Origin of the sequence: Alloyangia pacifica, assembly GCF_020524285.1 — a bacterium.
Classification (GTDB): Bacteria; Pseudomonadota; Alphaproteobacteria; order Rhodobacterales; family Rhodobacteraceae; genus Salipiger; species Salipiger pacificus_B.
In genome coordinates, this window is record NZ_JAIVKX010000011.1 from 226,774 (window position 1) to 248,760 (window position 21,987).

A 21,987-nucleotide genomic window follows, 5' to 3' on the forward strand; every position below is an offset into this window, starting at 1 on the left:
TTGTGGTTTTGGGCCCCGGCGAAGGCAGGGAGGTGGTCCGCCGGGATCCCTTGGTGTCTCCCTCCGCGCGGGCGCCGGACTGCGACGCCGAAGCTCGTATGTGGAGGGGTGGAAAGCATCGCCTCAGAGCCCGGTCTCGATCACGACCTTGCCGCGAGAACTGCGCGGCTGGCTGAGGTAGTCCCAGGCCTCGATGTAGCCTTCCATCGGGAAGACCCGGTCGACGCGCGGCTTCAGCGCGCCGCTGGCGAGCGCCTCGGCGACATAGGCCGTGCCGCGCGCCAGCGCCTCGGGGGTCTCCACGTAGTTGAACACCGAGTAGGGCTGGAAGGTCGCGTTGGCCTGGAACATGTCGACGAAGGGCAACTGCGGCCAGACCGTGTCGAGCGTGCCGTAGAAGAAGATGCGGGCATCGCGGGCAAGCGCCGGCGAATACTGGTGGATCAGCCCCTCGCCCACCGGGTCGAACACCAGGTTCGCGCCCTTTCCGCCCGAGACGTCCCGCACCTTCGCCGCCACGTCGTCACGCCCGGTGACGATGACATGATCGGCGCCCATCTCGCGCAGGTAGGCTTCGCTGGCGGGGTTGCGGGTGGTGCCGATCATGGTGACCCCGCGCGCCCGGCCGATCTCGAGCATCGCCGCCCCGGCCGTGCTGGTCGCCGCGGTCACCAGTGCCACGTCACCCCGGCCCAGCGGGGTGATCTCGGAGATCGGGAAGTAGGCGGTCAGGTACTGCATCCAGATCGACGCGCATTCCACCGCCGTCAAACCCGGCGGGGCCTTGGCCACGTAGCGCGCGTCGATCACCAGGCTCTCGCCGCTGGCGCCGCGGTTGTAGTAGAAATAGGGCACCGAGGAGACCCGCTCGCCGATCTCAAAGCCTTCGACGCCAGCGCCGATCGCATCGATGATCCCCGCCGCCTCGATCCCCACCTTGGCCGGGAAGCTCTTGAAGGAGAACGAGTAGTTGTCCTTCATCAGGTCCATGTCGCCCCAGTTGAGGGCAAAGGCCTCGACCCGCAGGCGCAGCTCGCCGGGGCCTGGCTCCTGTAGGGGCTCGTCCTCGAGCCGCAGGCTCTGGTAGCCGGAATAGTCGTGGATGTGCCAGGCCCTGCTCATTGCGCCACCTCCACCACGGCGACGTCGCGGGAAAGCTCCGAGAGCCGCTCGCAGCCGTCCGCGGTCAGGTAGACGATGTCCTCGAGGCGCAGGCCGAAACGGTCAGGCAGGTAGATGCCGGGCTCGATCGAGAACACCATGCCCTCCTCGAGCACGGTCTGGCTCGAGGCGGTCATATAGGGCGGCTCGTGCACCTCGACGCCGAGCCCGTGGCCGGTGCGGTGCAGGAAGTACTCGCCATATCCCGCCGCGGCGATGTGGCCGCGGGCCGCATCGTCGATTTCATGCGCCCGGATGCCCGGGCGCGCGACCGCCATGGCGGCCTGCACCGCGCCCTCGACGATGGCGTGGATCTCGTCGTAGCCCTCGGGCGGCTCGCCCAGCACGGCCATCCGGGTGATGTCCGACGGCGCGCCGTTCAGCCGCGCGCCGATGTCGATGACGATGGCATCGCCGCGCTGGAGCACCGTCTTGCCGGTCTGGTGGTGCGGGAAGGCGCCGTTGCCCCCTGCCCCGACGATGGTGAAGAGCGGGCCCGCACCGGCCTCGGCGAAGGTGTCGCGGATCACCTGCGCCAGATCGTCCTCGGTCATGCCGGGCTTCAGCGCCGCGAAGGCGGCCTGCATGGCACGGTCGTCCAGCGCCGCGCTTTCCTTCAGCGCGGCGAGCTCGGCCGCATCCTTCTTCATCCGCAACCGGCCGATGGTGCTTTCGGTGAAGACATGCGCCGCACCGGGAAGCCGGTCGAGCAGGGTCAGCGCGAAGTCGGCGCGCATGCCCTCGTCGATCACCACCTGTTTCGCCGCAGTGCCGCCCACCGCCTCCAGCGTTTGCGTGAGGGCCTTGTCCGGTCCCTCGGCGTCGCTCCAGAGATGCATCGGCAGATCGCTGTGCTGGCTGGCGCTGTCGGCCTCGAGCGCGGGCATGACGAAGCCGATGCCGGTCTCGGTGATCAACAGCAGCAACAGGCGCTCATCGCCATGCGGCTCGAAACCCAGAAGCCAGTGCATGTGCGGGCCCGGCCCCAGCGCGATCATGTCGTTGCCGGTCTCGCGCAGGCTGGCGCGCAGCGCCGCAAGGCGCTCGGTGACTTGTGCCATCAGATGGTTCCTTTCCGCTCCGGCCCCGCGATGCTGCGCGTTCCGGAAGCTGTGTTCAGGGCGCCGGGGAGCGCGCCAAGCGATGCGCCCGGACATCCGCACCGACGTCGGCCCCGCGCGCGAAGGGTCTCAGCCGTCATAGCCGTACACGTCCTTCGCGTGCTCGGGCGTGAGCAGCCCGTCGAAGATATCCTCGGCGATCTTGGTCGCCGGACGCTCGCAGGGATCGCCCAGCCCGCCACCGTTGCCGGTGATCACCCGGATGACGTCGCCGGGGCGCGTCTTGAGGCCGGAGACGAAGGCAAACTCCTGCGGCGCGCCCTCCTGCGGGATGAAGCGCACGTAGTTGGGACTGCCGTCCCTGCCGCCATCGAGCCCCCAGGCCGGGAAGCGCGACCGGGTGTAGCCGACGGTGACGTAACCGTCCTCGGCGCGGGTGCGGTAGTCGATCACCACGCCGCGCCCGCCGGTCTCGCGGCCCTCGCCGCCGGGTGCGCAGTTCAGCTCCATGCGGTCGATGATGACGCCGTTGCGGGCCTCGTTGATCTCGGCCGGGCAATTGTAGGTCTCGCCATGGAAGGCCGAGAAGATGGCGGAGTTCCCGTCCTTGCCCTGCGCCGCGCCCCAGCCGCCGACCTGCGGCTCGACGATAGTGTAGGGCCGGCCGGTGTCCGGGTGGATGCCGCCGATGAAGGTGCCGCAGACCGAACCGAAGTGACCCGCGCCCAGGTGCTCGGGCATGTGCGGCGCGAGGCAGCGCCACATCAGGTCGTAGGCGCGCAGTTCGATCTCGTAGTAGAAGCCCATGGCCACCGGCTCCTGCGCATCGAAGACCGAGCCCTCGCGGGTCAGCAGCTCGATCGGGCGGAACGAGCCGCCGTTGGCCGGGCCGCGTGGGTCGGTCAGCGATTTCAGGATCATCTGCGCGCCGATCATCACCCCGTCGCGGCAGGAGTTGATCGGGCCCGCCACCTGGTCGGGGTTGTCGCGCAGATCGACGGTGAAGGTCTCGTCGGTGAGCGTGATCTTGACGTTGAAGACCGAGCCGTCGTCCTGCTCCTCGGTCAGCTCGAAGGTGCCCTTGGGCAGCGCCTTCAGCCCCTTGAGCGAGACCGCCTCGCCGAAGTCCATGAAATCCACCAGCGCCGCCTCGAAGACGTCGGCCCCGTATTTCGCCGCGATCTCCTCGATGCGGCGGGCGCCGACGCGGGCCGAGGAAATGGCCGCCCAGACGTCGCCTTCCAGAACCTCCGGCATGCGCGAGTTGAGACGGATGATATCGAAGACCGAGGCGATCGGCTTGCCCGCGTCGATGATCCGGATCGGCGGCAGTCGCAGCCCCTCCTGGAAGATCTCCTTGGCCTCGCCGGTGAGCGATCCCGGCGCCATGCCGCCGACATCGGAGTTGTGCGCGATGTTCGCGGTCCAGGCGACGAGCTTGCCAGAGGCAAACACCGGCATCGCCACGATGATGTCGTTGAGGTGGGTGACGCCGCCGTGGAACGGGTCGTTCACCGCAAAGACGTCGCCCGGGGCAACCTCGCCGGCAAACTTGGCGGCGATCATCTTCACCGCCTTGTCGAGCACGCCGACGAAGGCGGGAATGCCCGCGCCCGACGAGGCCAGCTCGCCGCCGGCGTCGGTGATGCCGGTGCCCATGTCGAGCACCTCGTAGATGATCGAGCTCATCGCGGTCTTCTGCATGGCGACGAACATCTCGTCGGCCACCGCCTGCAGGGAGTTTTGGATGATCTCGTTGGTGATCGGATCGTTCGCCATCACGCGACCTCCGCCGTCTTGAGGATGATGTGCAGGTTGCCCCAGCGATCCATTTCGACCCGGTTGCCCGGGTGAATGACGATGGTCGTGCCCGGGTCCTCGATCACCGCGGGACCGGCGAAGCTCATGCCCGGGCGGATCTTCTCGCCGTCGTAGATATCCGCCTCGTGGATGCCCTCGACCGCGTAGTCGACCTTGCGCCGCCCCTTCATGGCGTCGCTGGCAGGCGCGTCCCCCAGGGGCTGCTCGACCGGCGTGAGCTTGCCCACCTCGGCAGAGGCGATGACGTGCAGCCCGACCATCTCGACCGGGGCGGCCAGGCGGTAGGTGTATTCCTTCTGGTAGGCGGCGTGGAAATCCTCGGTGATCTGCGCCAGCGCAGCCTCGGTCACGGCCCCCTCGATCGGCACCTCGACCGTATGCTCCTGGTTCTGGTAGCGGAACTTGCCGAAGCGCTTGAACTGCACCTTGCCGGGCGAGACATTCTCGGCCTCGAACTGCGCCGTCGCCTGCGCCTCGACGGCGGCGAACTGCGCCTCGATGCCCGCGGATGCGCCCGGTGCGAGATCGGCCAGCGCGGTCAGGAAATAGTCGCGGCGCAGGTCCGACATCATCATGCCCCAGGCCGAGAACACCGAGGCGCCGGTGGGAATCACCACCTTCTTCACGCCCAGTTCCTGCCCCAGCGCCACCGCGTGCATCGCACCGCCGCCGCCAAAGGCCACCAGCACGAAGTCACGCGGGTCGTGGCCGCGGTTGAGCGAGACCAGCTTGAGCGCGTTGACCATGTTGTTGTTGGCGATCCGCACGATGCCGCGCGCCGCCTCGTCGCGGTCGATGCCGAGCGCATCGGCGACCTTCTGCAGCGCCGCTCCTGCCGCCTCCATGTCAGCCTCGACCGCGCCGCCGCAGAAATAGTCGCGGTTGATCCGGCCGAGCCAGAGATTGGCATCCGTCGTGGTGGCGTCCCTGCCGCCGCGCCCATAGGCCGCCGGTCCGGGCGAGGCGCCCGCCGACTGCGGCCCGACGTGCAGCTTGCTGAAATCGTCGACCCAGGCTATCGAGCCGCCGCCATTGCCGATCTCGACGAGGTCGACCACCGGCACCATGATCGGGTAGCCCGCCGAGGTCCGGTCGCGCTCGATCCAGTAGTCGGTCATGATGGTGACCTCACCATCCTTGATCAGCGAGCATTTCGCCGTGGTGCCGCCGATGTCCAGCGCCAGCACGTCCGGCGCGCCGATCAGCTTGCCCAGTTCGGCCGCGCCCCAGAAGCCCGAGGCCGGGCCGGATTCGACCATGGTGATCGGGATGCGTGCCGTCGCCTCGAGGCTGTCGACGCCGCAATTGGACTGCATCACATAGAGCTGCCCGTCGAACCCGTCCTCGGCGAGGCCGCTCTCCAGTCGCCGCAGGTAGCGCTCCGCCACCGGCTGCACGTAGGCCGAGAGCACCGCGGAGTTCGAGCGTTCGTATTCCCGCCATTCGCGGCTGATCTGGTGGGAGCCCACCGCCGAGACGTCGGGCCAAAGCCTGCGCAGCTCCGCCAGGACCGCCTCTTCATGCGCAGGGTTGGCATAGGAATGCAGCAGCGAGACCGCCACGGCCTCGACCCCCTCGGCCTGGAAATCGGCAACGATCCCGGCAAGGCCGGAGAGATCCAGCGCCGCGGTTTCCTCTCCCCTGTAGTTCATCCGGCCCGGCACCTCGCGGCGCAGCGCCCGGCGGACGAAGGGCTTGGGCTTCTCGTAGTCCAGGTTGAAAAAATCGGGCCGGTTGCCGCGGGCGATCTCCAGCGTGTCGCGGAACCCCAGCGTGGTGATCAGCCCGACCTTCACGCCCTTGCGCTCGGTCAGCGCGTTGATCACCACCGTGGTGCCATGCGCCATGAAGTCGATGTCGCCTGCCGCGACACCGCCCTTCTCGAGCACGTTCAGCACCCCCTGCTCAAAGTTCGGCGGGGTGGTGTCCGACTTGGCAGTGGTGACGCGGGACTCGCCGGTCACGCTGTCGGTCTCGAAACAGACCAGATCGGTGAAGGTGCCGCCGACGTCGGTGGCGACGCGGATCGTTTTGGTCATTGCACGGGCTCCTCGCTGAGCCGTCCGACCTCGCTCAGACGCAGCAGGCAGAGCGCGCCGGGCGCCACCAGCCGCGCCGCATGGGCGACGCGCTCAGGCGTGTAGTGGCCCGCGACGTCAAGGCAGTTCAGCGTGCCGAGCACCCTGCCGCCGTAGACGATCGGCAGGTTGAGGCAGCTCTCGCAACCGAGGCTCTGGATCAGCTCGTGGTCGGCGAAATGCCCGGCGATCTCTTCGATGCTGTTGGCGACGAAAGGCTTCTGCTGACCCAGCACCAGGTCGGCCCAGTCACTCTCCGGCAGCGGCTTGGTGCCCTGCGGCGGGTAGGCCTCCGGCATCGACGACCAGATGCGGGTCGACAGGCGGGTATCCTGATCGAAGGTCATCACCGTGAAGAGCGGCGCGCCGATCTCGTGATCGGTGAGCTGCCAGAGCGCCTCGAAGGCTGGCTCGAGATCACCGGGCGCAGCGATGGCGGTCGCGAATTCGATCCATTCAGTCATGTTTCTGGGTCTTTCTGGAAAGGCTGATGCCCGGCGTGAACACCGAGCGCGTCGTCGGAAATCTGGTCGCCGAAAACGTCCATGGTGCAGACGTGCAGCATGACCGCGGGCTCGGGGGTGTGGTTCCAGGTGGCGTGCCTGCGGCGCGACGAGAAATGCAGCGTGTCACCCTCGGCCAGCACCACCGCACGGCCATCGAGCTCCACTGTGATGCTGCCGCGGAGCATGAAGAACATCTCCTCGCCCTCGTGGCTCTGCGGCTCGACACGGACACCGGGCGGCTCGTGGATCAGCACACCGGTGAGGGTCGAGCCCGGGAAGGTGGTGGTGATCCGCTCGTAGGAATGCGTGCCCGTGTCGCTGGGCCGGAGCTGATGCCGCCGCCGCGACAGGGTGCGCGTCGCCTCGGGCACTGCGGAAAGCTCCGGCAGGATGTCCGAGACCGAAACACCCAGCTCCTTGGTGATCGCCGTCAGCGATGTGAGCGAGGGCTCGCAGACGCCGCGCTCGACCTGCGAGATGAAGCCGATGGACAGGCCGGTGCCCTCGGCGACCGCGCGCAGCGGCACCTTCAGGGCCTTCCGGCGGGCCCGAAGTCTATCCCCAACGGTCAGGAAAGATGCGGCTTTCTGAACGGGCTTGGTCACGGATCGGCCTTCAGTTTTTGAAGCGTGACTTCAATTCACGGCAGCCCGGCGGAAAGCGCAAGTCTAAGGTATCTTATTTGTCGACAAAAAAAATACGTGCACGATTTTTGATCGAAGGCGGTGCTTTTTCCCGTCCCTCCTCGCGTGCAGTGCAATCATAGGAAGAGCGGCGCTGCCTTGATCGACACGGTCGAAACGTCGGCCGGCACACCCGCCGACTCAGCGCACCCAGCGCGCAGCCGGAGGCGGTTCACCTTTCGGCGAAGCGCGTCGGGCGGAAGGCGGTCAGCGAGATCTCGGGGGTTTCGCCGGCCAGCAGCGCGCGCACCAGTTCCGCGGTGCCCGCCGATTGCGTCAGGCCGAGATGCCCGTGCCCGAAGGCATAGATCACCCGTTCGGACCGCGGCGAGCGTCCGATCACCGGCAGGCTGTCGGGCAGCGAGGGGCGGAACCCCATCCACTGCGTGCCGCCCTCGGGTTCGAAATCCTGCAGGAAGCTCTTCGCTTTCTGCACGAGGATCTCGGAGCGCCGGTAGTTCGGCGGCGTCTTCAGCCCTCCGAGCTCCACCGCGCCGCCGACCCGGAGTCCCTCGCCGATCCGGCTCACCACGAAGCCGTGGTTGGTGAAGGTCAGGTGGGTCCGCAGGTCGAACGCCGCGGTCGGGAAGGTGGTGTTGTAGCCGCGTTCGGTCTCCAGCGGGATCCGGTCGCCGAGGGTGCGGGCCAGGTGGTGCGACCAGGCGCCCGCGGCGACCACGACCTGCCCGGCCCGCAGGGTGCCCTGCCCGGTGTCGATCTCGACTCCACCCTCGATCGCCCGCAGGCCACGGATCTCGGCGGTCTCGATGCGCGCGCCGGCGGCGACCGCCTGCTGCGCCAAGTACGTCGTCCAGACCTCGGGATCGACGGTGTTCATCCAGGCCGGGGTGAACCCCGCGTGGGTGAAGCGCGGCGCGACGCCGGGCTGGATCTCGGCGATCGCAGCCGGGCTCTCCAGCAGGTCGAAGGCAACGCCATGCGCGCGGCGCAGCTCCCAAGCGGGCAGGCTGGCCTCGAATTCCGCGCGCCCCTCGTAGAGTTGAAGCTGCCCCTCGCGACGCATCAGCGCCTCGCCCGAGACATCCGCGATCAACCGTTCGAGGGCGGCGCGGGACAGGGTCATCAGCTCGGCCTGTGCCCGGATCGCGGCGGCGTGCCGGTCCGGCCGTGTCGCCCGCCAGAAATGCAGCATCCAAGGCGCGATCTTCAGCGCGTAGGAGGGCGGCACCGACAGCGGCCCGAGCGGATCGAGCAGCCAGCGCGGCGCCTTGCGCATGATCCCCGGCGCCGCCAGCGGCTCGATGTCGGTATAGGCAAAGGCCCCGGCATTGCCGCGCGAGGTCTCCGCCGCCACGCCCTTGCGGTCCAGCAGGCGGACGCGGTGGCCCGCTCGGGACAGGGCAAGCGCGCTCGCAACGCCGATGATCCCCGCGCCGATGACGACGATTTCCTCTGTGCCGGACTGGTTCATGCTCGAATGCGCCGTGAAGGGATGCGTGGTCCCGGCGGAGCCTGCCGCCGGGCGGAGTGATCAGAGCGAGATGCCATCCCGGAAGGGATCGCCCTCGGCAAACAGCAGACGGCTTTCGGCCATCACGTAGGCCTGCCCGGTGATCGAGGGGATCACCCCGCCGTTCGGACCCTTGCGCCAGGACAGCCGGTAGGAGGAGCCGATGACGCTTTCCTGCACGATCTCCTCGCCCGCGGCAAGCTGCCCCGAGGCCGCAAGGCAGGCCAGCCGCGCCGAACTGCCGGTGCCGCAGGGCGAGCGGTCGTAGGCATCGTCCGGGCAGAGCACGAAGTTGCGACTGTGTACCCCGGGGGTCTCGCTCGGGCCGTAGAAGATCACGTGATCCACCGGCTCGCCCGTCTCGCCACCGATCCCCGCCGCGTGCAGCGCCCTGCGCGTGGCCACGGTGACATCGGTGAGCTGGCGGATGTTGCCGGTGGCCACCGGGATCGGGCTGGGATCGACCAGGAAGAACCAGTTGCCGCCATAGGCGACCTGCCCGCTCACCGTGCCGATGCCCTCCACCTCGACCGAGGCCTGCGCCAGAACCTGCCGGCTTTCGACATTGGTCACCGTGACCGTATTGGCGTCATGCACCTCGACGGTGACCACGCCCGCCGGTGTCTCGATCTTGTGCGTGCCGGGGCCGATCCGCCCCATGTGCACCAGCGTGGCGGCAAGGCCGATGGTGCCGTGCCCGCACATGCCGAGCACCGCGGCGGCGTCGAAATAGATAACCCCGGTCACGCAGTCGGGATCGACCGGCTCGACCAGGAGGGCGGCCACCATGGCGACCTGCCCCCGCGGCTCGAGCATGATCGCCCGGTAGGCGTCGCGGTACTTCGTGGCCAGCAGATGCGCCCGTTCGGCGAGCGGCCCGGACCCCAGGTCCGGCCCGCCGTCGAGGATCACCCGCGTCGGCTCTCCGCCGGTGTGGCTGTCGATCACATGCATGCTGCCCTCCTCGGCCCGCGCCGCGCTCACTTCACCCAGTTGGCGTACCAGGCCTTGAACAGCTTGTACTGGCTTTCCGCAAAGGCCGCCTGCGCCGGCGACAGCGCGTCGGTCTCGTTGAAGTGCAGCGAGTATTCCGCATCGCCGTTCAGCACCATCAGGTACTTGTAGAAGAGCACCAGGTCGACGCCCTCGTCGAAGCGCGACAGCACCATCAGCGCCTCTTCCAGCTCCTTCGCCTTGGCCCGCGCCTCGGCATCCCCCGCCGCGGCGGCCTTGGCCAGCGACACGAGATGCAGAACCTCCTTGGGCAGCGCGTTGCCGATGCCGGTGATCGCGCCGGTGGCGCCGCAGTTGACGAAGCCGTGGACCACCTGCGTGTCGACACCGACCATCAGCGTCAGATCCGAGTTGCCCGAGGTGATGGTCTCGGCGGCATAGGACAGATCCTTCGCACCACCGAATTCCTTGAAGCCAATCAGGTTCGGATAGGACTGGCGGAGCTCGAAGAAGAGGTCGGCGCGGGTCGCGAAACCGTAGTAGGGGCTGTTGTAGATCACCGCGGGCAGATCCGCCGCCTCGAGGATCGCCGAGAAATGCGCCTTCTGCGCCGAGACCGAGGTGCCGCGCGAGAGCACGCGCGGGATCACCATCAGGCCCTGCGCGCCGACTTCCTTGGCGTGGGCGGCGATGCGCACCGCCGACTTGGTGTTGATCGCCCCGGTGCCGACGATCGTCGGCACGCCCGCCTTCACCAGCGCCTCGACGCCCGCCATGCGTTGCTCATCGGTGAGCAGCGGCCAGTCGCCCATGGACCCGCAGTAGACGACGGCAGACATGCCCGCCTCGATCAGCTCCCGGCCCTTGCGGGCGAGCGCGTCGAAATCCGGCATCCGGTCCGCCGTGCAGGGGGTCATCAGGGCCGGGATGGTGCCGGTGAAGATACTGTCGCTCATGCGCGTGTCCTTTTGAAGCTGCGGGCCGGACGGGTGCGGCCTTGTCTGGGACGGGAGCGAGGCTGTCGGCATCCCGTGCTGTATGCACCATGCCTAACACCGGGCCGACGCTCTGTCGACAAATAAAATTTAATGCTGCCGCGGAAGCCGTCATCGCACCGCAGGCGATGGCCAACCCCCGGTTTTTGCGCGGTTATCAGAGCTGAATGCGCGGCGAGCTGCGATTGTCGGCGGAGATGTAGGAGCGAATCTGCCGCACGATCTGGTCGGCATGGGCGATCGCCAGGGCGTCGGACCGCTCGACATCCCGCGCCACCATGGCGCTGATGATGTCCTCGTGTTCGGTCACGTACTGCCGCGGCAGGTTGTCATCGTAGGAGTGGTAGTAGAGCCGCAGGATGCGCCGCCCCTCGTCGAGCAGTCGCTTGAACAGCGCGGTGTAGTAGGGATTGCGCCCGGCCTCGGCGATCGCAACATGGAAATCCCGATTCGCCGCGATCATGCCAAGCACGTTGCGCTCCTCGACAAAGGCGGCGAACGTCGCCTGATGCGCCCGGATCGCCGGAATGTCCTCGGCGACATGGTTGCTCGCCGCCAGCCGCGCCGTCACCCGGTACATCAGAGTCAGCGCGTCGAAGAAGGCGCCCATCTGCAAGAAGTCGATGTTCGACACGATGGTCGTGCGGTTGGTCAGCGTGGTGATCAGACCATCGGCCGCAAGCCGTACCAGCGCCTCGCGGATCGGCGTCCGCGACATGGCGAACCGCTCCGAGAGCAGGGTCTCGTCGATCGGGCTGCCCGGCACGAGTTTCAGCTCGATGATCTCGTTGCGCAGGATTTCATACACGTGGGACACCCCCTCGCCGCGCTTGACGACCGTTGCTGCCGGATCCTGTTTCTGTGCTGCCTTGGCCATGCGTTCTCTCATGCTGGAATTTTGGTCAACGCATTCTGGATAATATTTGCATTCACGACTAGAGCGTCATGAATATTTTTTTTGTCGACAAACCAAATCCAGATTGCTACGCCTTCTGCATGACGCGGCGACAGCCCCTCCGGGCCCCGCCCCGGGGACATCCCCGAATTGGAACCGACCGAGGCCAAGACCATGACTCCCGTAGCCTATCTGAACGCACGCATTCCCGATCTCGAGGCCGAGACTCTGGGCGCCCCGGTGACCGTGGTCACCTCGGGCGACCGAATCCTGAGCATCGGCGGCGAGATCCCCGGGGACGCGACCCGCATCGACCTCGGCGGCAAGACCCTGATGCCCGGCCTGATCGACGCCCACTTCCACGTGGTCGCCCATTCGCTCGATCTCTGGTCCAACGTCACCGCCCCCGACTCCCTGGCCGCGCTGCGCGCCGCGAAGATCATGGAGGGCCTGCTCGACCGAGGCTTCACCACCGTGCGCGACCTCGGCGGCGCCGACATCGGCCTCGTGCAGGGCGTCGAGGACGGGCTGATCGACGGCCCGGATCTGGTGATCTGCGGCAAGGGCCTGTCGATGACCGGCGGCCATACCGACCTGCGCGCCCGCACCGACGTGCGCCCGGACGCGATGGGCTGGCGGCTCGGCAACATGGGCGTGCTGGTCGACGGCGTCGACGAGGTGCGCCGGGCCTGCCGCAAGATGCTGAAGGAAGGCGCGAAGTTCATCAAGGTCATGGCCAACGGCGGCGTCGCCTCGCCCAATGACCCGATCGACTCGATCCAGTACTCGCGCGCCGAGATCCTCGCGATGGTCGAGGAAGCCGAGAACGCGAACACCTACGTCTCGGCCCATGTCTACCACGATGCCGCGATCCGCCGCTGCGTCGAGCTTGGCGTGAAGTCGCTCGAGCACTGCAACCTGATCACCCCGGAAACCGCGAAGATGGCCGCCGAGGCCGGCTGCTTCGCCGTGCCGACGCTGGTCGCCTACGAGGGGCTCAAGCTGGAAGGCGCGGCCCTCGGGTTGGGTGCGTCAGAACAGGCAAAGGTCGACATCGTCCGGGACAAGGGACTGGAATCGCTGGCCATCATGCGCGACGCGGGCCTGCCGATGGCCTTCGGCACCGATCTTCTGGGCGAGCTGCGGAAGTACGGCGGCATGGAGTTCGATCTGCTGGCCAAGGTGCTGACTCCGGCCGAGATCCTGCGCTCGGTCACCGAGGTCGGCGCGCTCGCCTGCCGCAAGCAGGGCGAGATCGGCGTCATCGCCGAGGGCGCGCGCGCGGATTTCATCGTCGTCGAGGGCGACCCCTTCGATGACATCACCCTGCTCGGCCGGCCCGAGCAGCACCTGCGCATGGTCGTCAAGTCAGGCCGCGTCGCCCGCGAAGCGATGGGAGCGGCGTGATGGCCTATGATCCGGCGAAACTCGCCGCGCTTGTCGCCGGCCCCGATGCCGCCCGCGCGGTCTTTGCCTATCTGATCGAGGGGCTCAACCGCGACATCGGCAAGGGGCTGACCACGGCCTCGGTCTACGACCTCGACGAGATGCGCTCGCGCCGGGTCTTCTCGGAGGATCTCGACGCCTACCCGGCCGGCAATTTCAAGCTGCTTGAGAAGAACCGCTATTACGACACGGTGATCGCCGGCAGCACGCATTTCAGCTCGACCACGATCGAGGAGATCGCCGAGGTCTTCTTCGATTGGGAGAAGATCCGCGACCTCGGCTTCGAGTCCAATATGAACCTGCCGGCGGTCGCCTCGGGCCGGGTCATCGGCACGGTCAACCTGCTGGGACCAAAAGGACATTTCACCCCCGACAGGGTCGCGCGCGTCTTGCAATGGCAGCCGGTCGCCACCGCTGCCTTCCTGCTGCTCTTCCTGCAGGGGATCGAGACCGCAACCTTCCTCCCCGGCGACGCTCCCCTTGGCGCCGGCTACGAGGGCATCGGCTGACGGGCCGCGCGCCCGCGACGCCGCTCTCCCCTGGCGCCGGCCGCTCCCGCGGCGGCAGGGGCAATACCAAAGAAAACCTCTTCCAACACGGAGATTTCCGATGAACCTCCCCTTCAAGACTGCCCTTCTGTGCAGCGCCATCGCGGCGCCGGTCACAGCCATGGCCGACGATCTGAACATCGCCTTCCTCGCCGCCTCGAGCCAGAACGGCTTCAACCAGGCGATCTTTGCCGGGATCGAGGAAGCCGCCGCCAAGTATGACGACGTCAACGTCGAGATCTTCGACGGCGAATTCTCGGCCACCACCCAGTTCAGCCAGGTCGAGGACCTGACCGCCGGGGGCCGCTTCGATGCGATCATCGTGACCCCGAACGACACCGTCGGCATCGCCACGGCGCTCGAGGACGCGATCGCCCAGGGTGTCGAGGTCGCCGCCACGCTGTTCCCGATCGGCCCCGAGCTGACCAACATGGAGCCGCAGGTCGAGGGGCTGACCGTCACCGTCGCCTCCGACCCCAGCATCGGCGCTCGCAAGCAGGCCGAGGCCGTCGCCGCCTATTGCGAGGACAAGGATCCGTGCAAGGTCGCCGTGCTGATCGGCCAGCTGATCTACCCCTTCGACAACCTGCGCAACGACACCTACAAGGCCGTCTTCGCCGATCACCCGAACATCGAGATCGTCGCCACCGGCGAGGGCAACTACAGCCCCGAGACCTCGATGGTCGCGATGCAGGACATCCTGCAGTCCAACCCCGACATCAACGTCGTCCTGGCCAATGCCGACCAGCACCTGATGGGGGCCGAAGTGGCGCTCGCGGACGCCGGGATCGATATTTCCTCGATCTACACGATCGGCGGCGGCCTCAACCAGATCACCGTAGACGGCATCCGCGCCGGCACCTTCAGCGCCACGCTCGCGCAGTTCCCGCATTCGATGGGCATGGCGGCGCTCGATACGATGGTGACCTCGCTGAAGGGCGAGGAGGTGCCGAACTGGATCGACGAGTTCTCGCTGCGCGACATGCCGGCGGTGGTCGACAAGGACTGGCTCGACGCCCATCCCGACTTCGAGGCCGAGTGGCAGGGCTGATCCGCCCAGTGCCGGCCCGCGCTTTCGGCGCGGCCCGCCTCCCGGCGCCGGGACGGGGATCGCACCGTCCCGGCCCCTCTCCTTTGACTCCTGAAAGGTAGGCTATGACCGGCAAGGGACCCGCCGTCCGCCTGCGTGCCGTGGCCAAGAGCTTTGGCGACACGCGCATCCTCGACGACATCACGATCGACTTTCGCGCGGGCTCCGTGCACGCGCTGGTCGGCGAGAACGGTGCCGGCAAGTCGAGCGTCGGCAAGATCGTCGGCGGCTACTACTCGGCGGACGAGGGAAGCGTCGAGGTCTTCGGCAAGCCCGTGACCCGCTTCTCGCCCCGCGAGGCGCTTGGCCGCGGCATCGCGATGATCCACCAGGAACTGCAGCTGGTGCCGGAGCTCACGGTTCTGCAGAACGTCTTCCTCGGGCTCGAAAGCAACACCGCCGGGTTTCTCGGGCGGGGCGACCTGGCGCGGTTCGAGACCCTCGAACAGACCTGCGCCTTCGGCCTCGATCCGCACGCCAAGGTCGCCGACATGCGCATCGCGGAGCGGCAGAAGGTCGAGATCATGCGCGCGGTCGCCCGCGAGGCGCGGGTCATCATCATGGACGAGCCCACATCCTCGCTGACCGAGGACGAGGCCGAGCGCTTGCACCAGCTCATTGCCCGGCTCAAGGCGCGGGGCGTGACGGTGATCTACGTCAGCCATTTCCTCGACCATATCCTGGCAACCTGCGACCGCGTCACCATCATGCGGGACGGCCGGGTGATCCGCACCGACGACATTGCCGGCGAGACCAAGCAGAGCCTCGTCGATTCCATGCTGGGACAGGCCTCGGACATCAGCTGGCCCGAACTTCCGGCCGCGCCGGCGCGGCACATCGCCAGCGTCGTGCAGATGGAAAACGTCGCCACCGAGACCGGCCTGAGGGACATCTCGCTGCAGGTCCGCCCCGGCGAGATCGTCGGGCTGATCGGGCTTGTCGGCTCGGGCCGCTCGGAGGTGGCGCGCGCGCTCTTCGGGGCGGACCGGATCACCGAAGGCACCTATTCGATCATGGGGGTGCAGCAGAACAGCCGGCTCAATGTCACCCGCGCCGTGGCGCAGGGCATTGCCCTCGTGCCCGAGGACCGCCGCAAGCAGGGCCTGGTGCTGACCCAGACCACCCGGCCCAACGTGTCGCTGGCCTCGCTCGGCAAGATCTCCCGCTTCGGCTTCATCAACCCCCGCAAGGAGCGCCGACGCACCGCCGAGATGATCGACCACTTCGGCATCGTCCCCGGCAAGATCGACGGCGAGGTCGCCTTCTACTCGGGCGGCAACCAGCAGAAGGTGCTGCTCTCGAAGTGGGCGGTGGAAAAGCCGCGCCTGCTGATCCTCGACGAGCCGAGCCGCGGCGTCGACATCGGCGCCCGCCAGCGGATCCACGAGTTCATCATCGAGATGGCCGCCTCCGGCGTTGGCGTGCTGCTCATCTCTTCCGAGCTGGAAGAGGTCATCAACCTATCCCATCGCGGCTACCTGATGAGCGAAGGCCAGATCTTCGCGGAGGTCGACTGCCGCCAACTCACCGTCGAGACGGCGCTGAACCGGATATTCCGGCAGCAAGGCGCCGCGGCTCGCACCAAGGAGGTTTCCCCGCAATGAGCGTTGTCCAAAACTCGCCCGGCTCGGCGCCGCGGCGCTTCTCGGTCTCGCCCGGCGATTTCGCCCGCGACTACGGCGTTCTGGTGATCATCGCCCTGCTTCTGGTCGGGCTGAGCCTCATCTCCGACAGCTTCCTGACCGCCCGCAACCTGCTCAACATCCTCAACCAATCGGCGCCGCTGGCGATCATCGCCTGCGCGCTGACGCTGGTGATCATCGGCGGCGGCTTCGACCTGTCCACAGGCGCCATCTTCGGCGTCGCCTCGGTCTCGGCCGGGTGGATCGCGATCAACGTGGACCCCTATCTCGCCATCCTCACCGGGCCGCTGATCGGGCTCCTGCTGGGCTGCATCAACGGGGTGATCATCACCGGCTTCGGCGTGCATTCCTTCCTCGTGACGCTGGCCACGAGCCTCGTCTACCGCGGTGTCGCCATCCTGATCACCGGCGGCTCGCTGATCCCCGTGCGGATCGCCGAGTTCTCCTGGGTCGGCCGGGGCCGCATCGGCATGGTCAACGTCGCGGTGATCCTGTTCCTGCTGTTCATGGTCGTGATGATGGTGGTGCTCAACCGCACAACCTTCGGCCGCCGGGTCTTTGCCGTAGGCGGCAACGAGGAGGCGGCGCTGCTCTCGGGCATCCGCACCAACATGGTCAAGATCGCCACATTCTCGCTGTCGGGCATGGCGGCGGGGCTTGCCGGGGTCATCGCGGTCTCGCGCATCTCGATGGCCGAGCCGCAGGCCGGCACCGGGATGGAGTTCGAGGCGATCGCGGCGGTGATCCTCGGCGGCACCTCGATCATGGGCGGCGCCGGGGCGATCTGGCGCTCGGTGGCCGGTGTGCTGCTGATGGCGCTGATCAACAACGGCTTCAACATCCTCAACGTGAACCCCTTCTTCAAGGACCTCACCACCGGCGTGATCATCGTGGTCGCGGTGGCGCTCGCGGCGTCCGGCGGCAAACGCCGCTGAGCCGAAGCTTTCAAGAACAGAGACATGCAATGACAGACAAGATTACCCGCGTGTCGACGGATGTCGGCGGCACCTTCACCGACCTCGTCTACTTCGAGACCGACCTGGCCAGCGGGGTGCAGACGGTGCGGACCGAGAAGTCCGACACCACGCCCCCGGACTTCGAGAAGGGCGTGCTGAACGTGCTCGAGAAGGCCGGTGTCGATGTCGGCACGGTGGATTTCTTCGCCCATGGCACCACGGTGGTGATCAACGCGCTGACCGAGCGCAAGGGCGCCAAGGTCGGGCTGATCACCACCAAGGGCTTCCGCGACGCGATCGAGATCGGCCGCGGCAACCGCCCCGATTTCTTCAACCTGATGTACCGCAAGCCCGAGCCCTTCGTGGAGCGCTACCTGCGCCGCGAGATGGTGGGCCGGATGGACTACCGCGGCGCCGAGGTGACGCCGCTCGACCTGTCGTCGCTCGACGAGACGCTCGAGCTGTTCCGCGCCGAGGGCATCGAGGCGATCGCCATCAGCTTCCTGCATGCCTATGCCAACCCGGCGCACGAAAAGGCGCTGAAGGCCGAGATCGAGGCGCGCTGGCCCGAGGTGACCGTGGTCGCCTCGCATCAGATCACCCGCGAGTGGCGCGAGTACGAACGCACCAACACCGCGATCCTGTCGGCCTACGTGCAGCCCAAGGCGCAGCGCTACCTCGAGAAGCTGGAAAGCGGCCTCGACGGCAAGGGCTACAAGGGGCGGCTCTTCATCATGCAGTCGAACTGCGGTGTCGATTCCGTCGATGCGATCAAGGCGGTGCCGATCACCATGGTCGAAAGCGGCCCGGCCTCGGGCTTCTGGGGCGCCGCCGAGCTTGGCCGGATCATCGGCGAGCCCAATATCCTCGCGCTCGACATCGGCGGCACCACCGCCAAGTGCTCGCTGATCGAGAACAACCAGGTCACCATCAAGACCGACTACTGGATCGAGCGCGACCGCAAGTCGGCGGGCTATCCGATCATGGTGCCGGTGGTCGATCTCGTCGAGATCGGCAACGGCGGCGGCTCGATCGCCTGGGTCGATGATTTCGACAAGCTGCATGTCGGCCCGCAATCGGCCGGCTCGACCCCCGGCCCCGCCGCATACGGCCGTGGCGGCGAGAATGCCACCACCACGGATGCCAACCTCGCGCTCGGGCGCATCAACAAGGACTACTTCTGCGGCGGCTCGGTCGAGGCGGACATGGACGCGCTGGACGGCGCGCTCGGCCGGCTCGCGACCCGCATGGGCAACAGCCCGCAGGAGGTCGCGCGCGGCATCGTGCGCATCGCCAACTCCAACATGGTCAATGCGCTGAAGCTGGTCTCGGTCAACCGCGGCTACGATCCGCGCGACTTCACCTTGGTGGTCTTCGGCGGTGGCGGTCCTATGCACGGCGTCGCGCTGGGGCAGGAACTGGGCGTGAAAAAGGTGGTCGTGCCGCGCGGCGCGCCGGTCTTCTCGGCCTGGGGCATGATGATGTCGGACCTGCGCCGCGATTACTTCGTGACCCGCCTGATGGACGGCACCGACCACGCCGGGCTCGACCAGCTGCTGTCGCACACGATGGACCTGGCGCGCGAGGAATATGCCCGCGAGGGGGTCGCCGCCGACAAGGTCAGCTTCCAGCCGATGATCCGCTGCCGCTACCAGAACCAGGAGTTCGCGGTCGAGGTTCCGGTGCCCGCAGGGCCCGTCACCGAGGCCGTGACCGCGCAGATGCTCGCGGACTTCCACGAGATCTACGAGCGTGAATACACCTACCGGCTGCAGGCCGGGGTCGAGGTCATCGGGCTGCACCTCATCGCCTCGTCGGAGGTCGGCAAGCTGGAACTGGTGCCACTGCCGAAGACCGGCGCGACGCTCGAGGAGGCCATCAAGGGCCGCCGCATGGTCGACTACGCGACCGAGGGCGTGCACGAGGCGGTGATCTACGACAGCACGAAGTTCGAGCCCGGCATGGCCTTCGCCGGCCCGGCGGTGATCGAGGATCCGGGCACGACCATCGTGATCCACCCGACCAACCGCGTCTTCATCGACGATTTCGGCAACACCCACATCGAGACAAGGGGCTGAGCCATGACCGATCTTTCCTCGGCACAAAAGACCTACGACCCGGTCACCTTCGACATCATCCAGAACGCGCTCGAGGCCATCGCCGACGAGATGTTCTACGCGCAGGTGAAGACCTCGATGAGCGCGATCATCTACGAGGTGCTCGACCTGTCGACCTCGATCCTGACGCCGCAGGGCGAGATCGCCGCCTCGGGCGCCGGCATCCCGGCCTTCATCGGCGTGCTCGACAAGGCGATCATGGGACTCTTGCGGAAGTTCCCGCTGGACCAGATCAGGGAAGGCGACGTCTTCGCCACCAACGATCCCTATTTCGGCGGCGTCACCCACCTCAACGACATGGTGCTGGCGCAGCCGGTCTTCCATGACGGCAAGATGGTCGCCTGGGTCGCCAATATCGCGCATTGGAACGACGTCGGCGGCAACGTCCCCGGCTCGATGTCCACCGAGGCGACCGAGATCTTCCAAGAGGGCGTGCGCATCCCCGCGGTGAAGCTGTTCACCGAAGGCGTCGAGAACACCGCGGTCTTCGACATCCTGAAGATCAACTCGCGCCTGCCGGACTTCCTGCACGGTGATCTCTGGGCCGGCATCGCCGGGCTGCGGATCGGCGAGCGGCGGGTGCTGGAGGTGGTGCGCAAGTACGGCGCCGACACCTTCGGCGCGGCGATCTCCGACTACATGGACCTCGGCGAACGTCGCGCACGCGCGGCCCTCGCGAAGATCCCGCAGGGCCGCTACAGCTTCGAGGAGGAGCAGGACTCCGGCGCGCTGCACAAGGTGACGCTCGAGATCACCGCCGACGAGTTCATCGTCGATCTCACCGACAACCCCGCCCAGTCCGGCTCGCTCAACTGCTCGCGCGAGGGCACCGAGATCGCCGTGCAGCTCGCCTTCAAGGATTTCACCGATCCCGACGCGCCGGGCAACGGCGGGTTCTTCAAGCCGCTGCGGGTGGTCACCAAGCCGGGCACGATCTACCACGTCGAGGCGCCGGGCGCGCTCGGCTACTACTCCGAGGTCGAGATCCGGCTCTTCGACATGCTGCTGCGGGCGCTGGCCGAGCACTTTCCGGGCATCGTTCCGGCGGGCAACTTCGCCTCGATCTGCGGCACCAGCGTGGGCGGCCCGCACCCCGAAACCGGACGGCACTACACGATCGTCGAGCCGCAGGTCGGCGGCTGGGGCGCCTGGCAGGGCGCCGACGGTGTCTCGGGCCAGTTCTCCGGCTTCCACGGCGAGACCTTCAACTGCCCCGCCGAGGTGGCCGAGGCGCGCTACGGGCTCGGCGTCGACCAGGTCGCGCTGAACTCCGAGCCGGGCGGCGAGGGCCAGTGGCGCGGCGGCAAGGGCATCGAGGTGCACTACCGTGTCCGCGCCGACGGCAACTTCCTGTCGATCGGCTACACCCGCTCGCGCATCCCGCCATGGGGCGCCTCGGGTGGCCTCGACGGCTCGGTCAACTACGCCGAAGTTCTGCGCACCGACGGCAGCCGCGAGCGCCATGCCTTCACCACCAACCTGCGCGTCGACGAGGGCGACGTGATCCGGGTGGTCACCGGCAATGGCGGTGGCTACGGCGACCCCAAGCTGCGCGCCCGCGCCGACATCGAGCGCGACCTGCGCAATGGCTACCTGACCGCCGACCGCGCGCGGGAGGTCTACGGCTACGAGGGCTGAGGGGACCGGGGCCTCAGATGACCGCGCCCAAGGCGACGCGGCCTGAGCCCCGCTGGCCGGCGCCAGCAGGGCCCGCCCCGTGACACCCCGTCCTGACGCCCCGTGGAGACACCCCATGCCCCGAGCATCACGCCGCCCCCGTCGGGGCGGCACATCCTTTCAACAGCTCCCCCGAATGGAGACAGACATGAGTTTCACCCCGCACGGCAAGCACCTGATCGCGGGCGACTGGGTGGCTGGCGAGACCACCTTCGCCTCCGAACCGGCGCACGGCCCGAGCCATGACTATTCGGTCGGCACCCCGGCGCTGGTCGACCAGGCCTGCAAGGCCGCCGAAGAGGCCTTCTGGTCCTATGGCTACACCAGCCGCGAGACCCGCGCCGAGTTCCTCAATGCCATCGCCGACGAGATCGAGGCCCGCGCCGAGGCGATCACCGAGATCGGCACGCAGGAAACCGGCCTGCCCGAGGGGCGCCTGCAGGGCGAGCGCGGCCGCACCACCGGCCAGCTGCGGCTCTTTGCCAGCCACATCCTCAAGGGCGACTACCTCGACCGCCGCCATGACGAAGCGCTGCCCGACCGCCAGCCGCTGCCGCGCCCCGACATCAAGCTGGTGATGCGCCCGATCGGCCCGGTCGCGGTCTTCGGCGCCTCCAACTTCCCGCTCGCCTTCTCCACCGCCGGCGGCGACACCGCTGCGGCGCTGGCCGCCGGCTGCCCGGTGGTGGTCAAGGGCCACGGCGCCCATCCCGGCACCGGCGAGATCGTCGCCGAGGCGATCCTCGCCGCCATCGAGAAGACCGGTATGCCCAAGGGCGTCTTCTCGCTCGTGCAGGGCGGCAAGCGCGACGTCGGCCAGGCGCTGGTGCAGCACCCGCTGATCAATGCCGTGGGCTTCACCGGCTCGCTCGGCGGCGGCCGCGC

At 67.7% G+C, this 21,987-nt stretch carries 18 protein-coding genes; 8 read left to right on the forward strand and 10 right to left on the reverse strand.

The window, feature by feature from the left end; all coding sequences use genetic code 11:
* Positions 1 to 123 precede the first annotated feature (123 nt).
* The 10 genes from LC039_RS16775 to LC039_RS16820 all read right to left on the reverse strand — a co-directional run bounded on the left by LC039_RS16775 (position 124) and on the right by LC039_RS16820 (position 11,607).
* Complete coding sequence (locus tag LC039_RS16775) at positions 124 to 1,122, reverse strand: zinc-binding dehydrogenase (RefSeq protein ID WP_226626572.1); 999 nt, start codon at positions 1,120 to 1,122, stop codon at positions 124 to 126.
* Positions 1,119 to 2,222, reverse strand: a complete 1,104-nt coding sequence (locus LC039_RS16780) for a M24 family metallopeptidase (protein ID WP_226626574.1) — start codon at positions 2,220 to 2,222, stop codon at positions 1,119 to 1,121. The genes LC039_RS16775 and LC039_RS16780 overlap by 4 nt, the downstream gene beginning before the upstream one ends.
* A gap of 129 nt (positions 2,223 to 2,351) precedes the next feature.
* Positions 2,352 to 4,001 (reverse strand): hydantoinase B/oxoprolinase family protein, encoded by a 1,650-nt coding sequence (locus LC039_RS16785; RefSeq protein ID WP_226626576.1) that lies wholly within the window; start codon positions 3,999 to 4,001, stop codon positions 2,352 to 2,354.
* Complete coding sequence (locus tag LC039_RS16790; RefSeq protein WP_226626577.1) at positions 4,001 to 6,082, reverse strand: hydantoinase/oxoprolinase family protein; 2,082 nt, start codon at positions 6,080 to 6,082, stop codon at positions 4,001 to 4,003. The genes LC039_RS16785 and LC039_RS16790 overlap by 1 nt, the downstream gene beginning before the upstream one ends.
* Positions 6,079 to 6,585: a GAF domain-containing protein gene (locus LC039_RS16795; RefSeq protein ID WP_226626579.1), complete on the reverse strand. Its 507-nt coding sequence runs from the start codon at positions 6,583 to 6,585 to the stop codon at positions 6,079 to 6,081. Before LC039_RS16795 ends, LC039_RS16790 begins: the two co-directional genes overlap by 4 nt.
* The gene (locus LC039_RS16800; RefSeq protein WP_226626581.1) at positions 6,582 to 7,232 is read right to left on the reverse strand and encodes a helix-turn-helix domain-containing protein; all 651 of its coding nucleotides are present in this window, start codon (positions 7,230 to 7,232) and stop codon (positions 6,582 to 6,584) included. Before LC039_RS16800 ends, LC039_RS16795 begins: the two co-directional genes overlap by 4 nt.
* Before the next feature lie 250 nt (positions 7,233 to 7,482).
* Positions 7,483 to 8,742: an NAD(P)/FAD-dependent oxidoreductase gene (locus tag LC039_RS16805; protein WP_226626583.1), complete on the reverse strand. Its 1,260-nt coding sequence runs from the start codon at positions 8,740 to 8,742 to the stop codon at positions 7,483 to 7,485.
* A 60-nt stretch (positions 8,743 to 8,802) separates the two neighbouring features.
* Positions 8,803 to 9,735: a proline racemase family protein gene (locus tag LC039_RS16810; protein ID WP_226626584.1), complete on the reverse strand. Its 933-nt coding sequence runs from the start codon at positions 9,733 to 9,735 to the stop codon at positions 8,803 to 8,805.
* Positions 9,736 to 9,761: 26 nt separating this feature from the next.
* A complete protein-coding gene (locus tag LC039_RS16815) occupies positions 9,762 to 10,691 on the reverse strand; it encodes a dihydrodipicolinate synthase family protein (protein WP_226626586.1) in 930 nt (309 codons plus the stop codon).
* Between the two features lie 196 nt (positions 10,692 to 10,887).
* Positions 10,888 to 11,607, reverse strand: a complete 720-nt coding sequence (locus LC039_RS16820) for a GntR family transcriptional regulator (RefSeq protein ID WP_226626587.1) — start codon at positions 11,605 to 11,607, stop codon at positions 10,888 to 10,890.
* Positions 11,608 to 11,799: 192 nt separating this feature from the next.
* Between LC039_RS16820 and LC039_RS16825 the strand changes: the two genes are divergently transcribed.
* The 8 genes from LC039_RS16825 to LC039_RS16860 form a co-directional block, all read left to right on the forward strand.
* Entirely contained in the window at positions 11,800 to 13,032 is a 1,233-nt protein-coding gene (locus LC039_RS16825; RefSeq protein ID WP_226626590.1) for a metal-dependent hydrolase family protein, read from the forward strand.
* Positions 13,032 to 13,580: a hypothetical protein gene (locus tag LC039_RS16830; protein ID WP_226626594.1), complete on the forward strand. Its 549-nt coding sequence runs from the start codon at positions 13,032 to 13,034 to the stop codon at positions 13,578 to 13,580. The genes LC039_RS16825 and LC039_RS16830 overlap by 1 nt, the downstream gene beginning before the upstream one ends.
* 100 nt (positions 13,581 to 13,680) lie before the next feature.
* On the forward strand, positions 13,681 to 14,670 hold the full coding sequence (locus LC039_RS16835) for a sugar ABC transporter substrate-binding protein (protein ID WP_226626597.1): 990 nt from the start codon (positions 13,681 to 13,683) through the stop codon (positions 14,668 to 14,670).
* Positions 14,671 to 14,774: 104 nt separating this feature from the next.
* A complete protein-coding gene (locus tag LC039_RS16840; protein WP_226626600.1) occupies positions 14,775 to 16,313 on the forward strand; it encodes a sugar ABC transporter ATP-binding protein in 1,539 nt (512 codons plus the stop codon).
* Positions 16,310 to 17,287, forward strand: a complete 978-nt coding sequence (locus LC039_RS16845; RefSeq protein ID WP_226626603.1) for an ABC transporter permease — start codon at positions 16,310 to 16,312, stop codon at positions 17,285 to 17,287. Before LC039_RS16840 ends, LC039_RS16845 begins: the two co-directional genes overlap by 4 nt.
* Before the next feature lie 29 nt (positions 17,288 to 17,316).
* Positions 17,317 to 19,386 carry a hydantoinase/oxoprolinase family protein gene (locus tag LC039_RS16850; protein WP_226626605.1) on the forward strand — a complete coding sequence of 690 codons (2,070 nt, stop codon included), beginning with the start codon at positions 17,317 to 17,319 and terminating at the stop codon, positions 19,384 to 19,386.
* A gap of 3 nt (positions 19,387 to 19,389) precedes the next feature.
* Positions 19,390 to 21,063, forward strand: coding sequence for a hydantoinase B/oxoprolinase family protein (locus LC039_RS16855; RefSeq protein ID WP_226626608.1), 1,674 nt, complete (start codon positions 19,390 to 19,392; stop codon positions 21,061 to 21,063).
* A gap of 187 nt (positions 21,064 to 21,250) precedes the next feature.
* Positions 21,251 to 21,987 (forward strand): aldehyde dehydrogenase family protein (locus LC039_RS16860; RefSeq protein WP_226626610.1); only part of this gene is annotated, 737 nt, incomplete at its 3' end.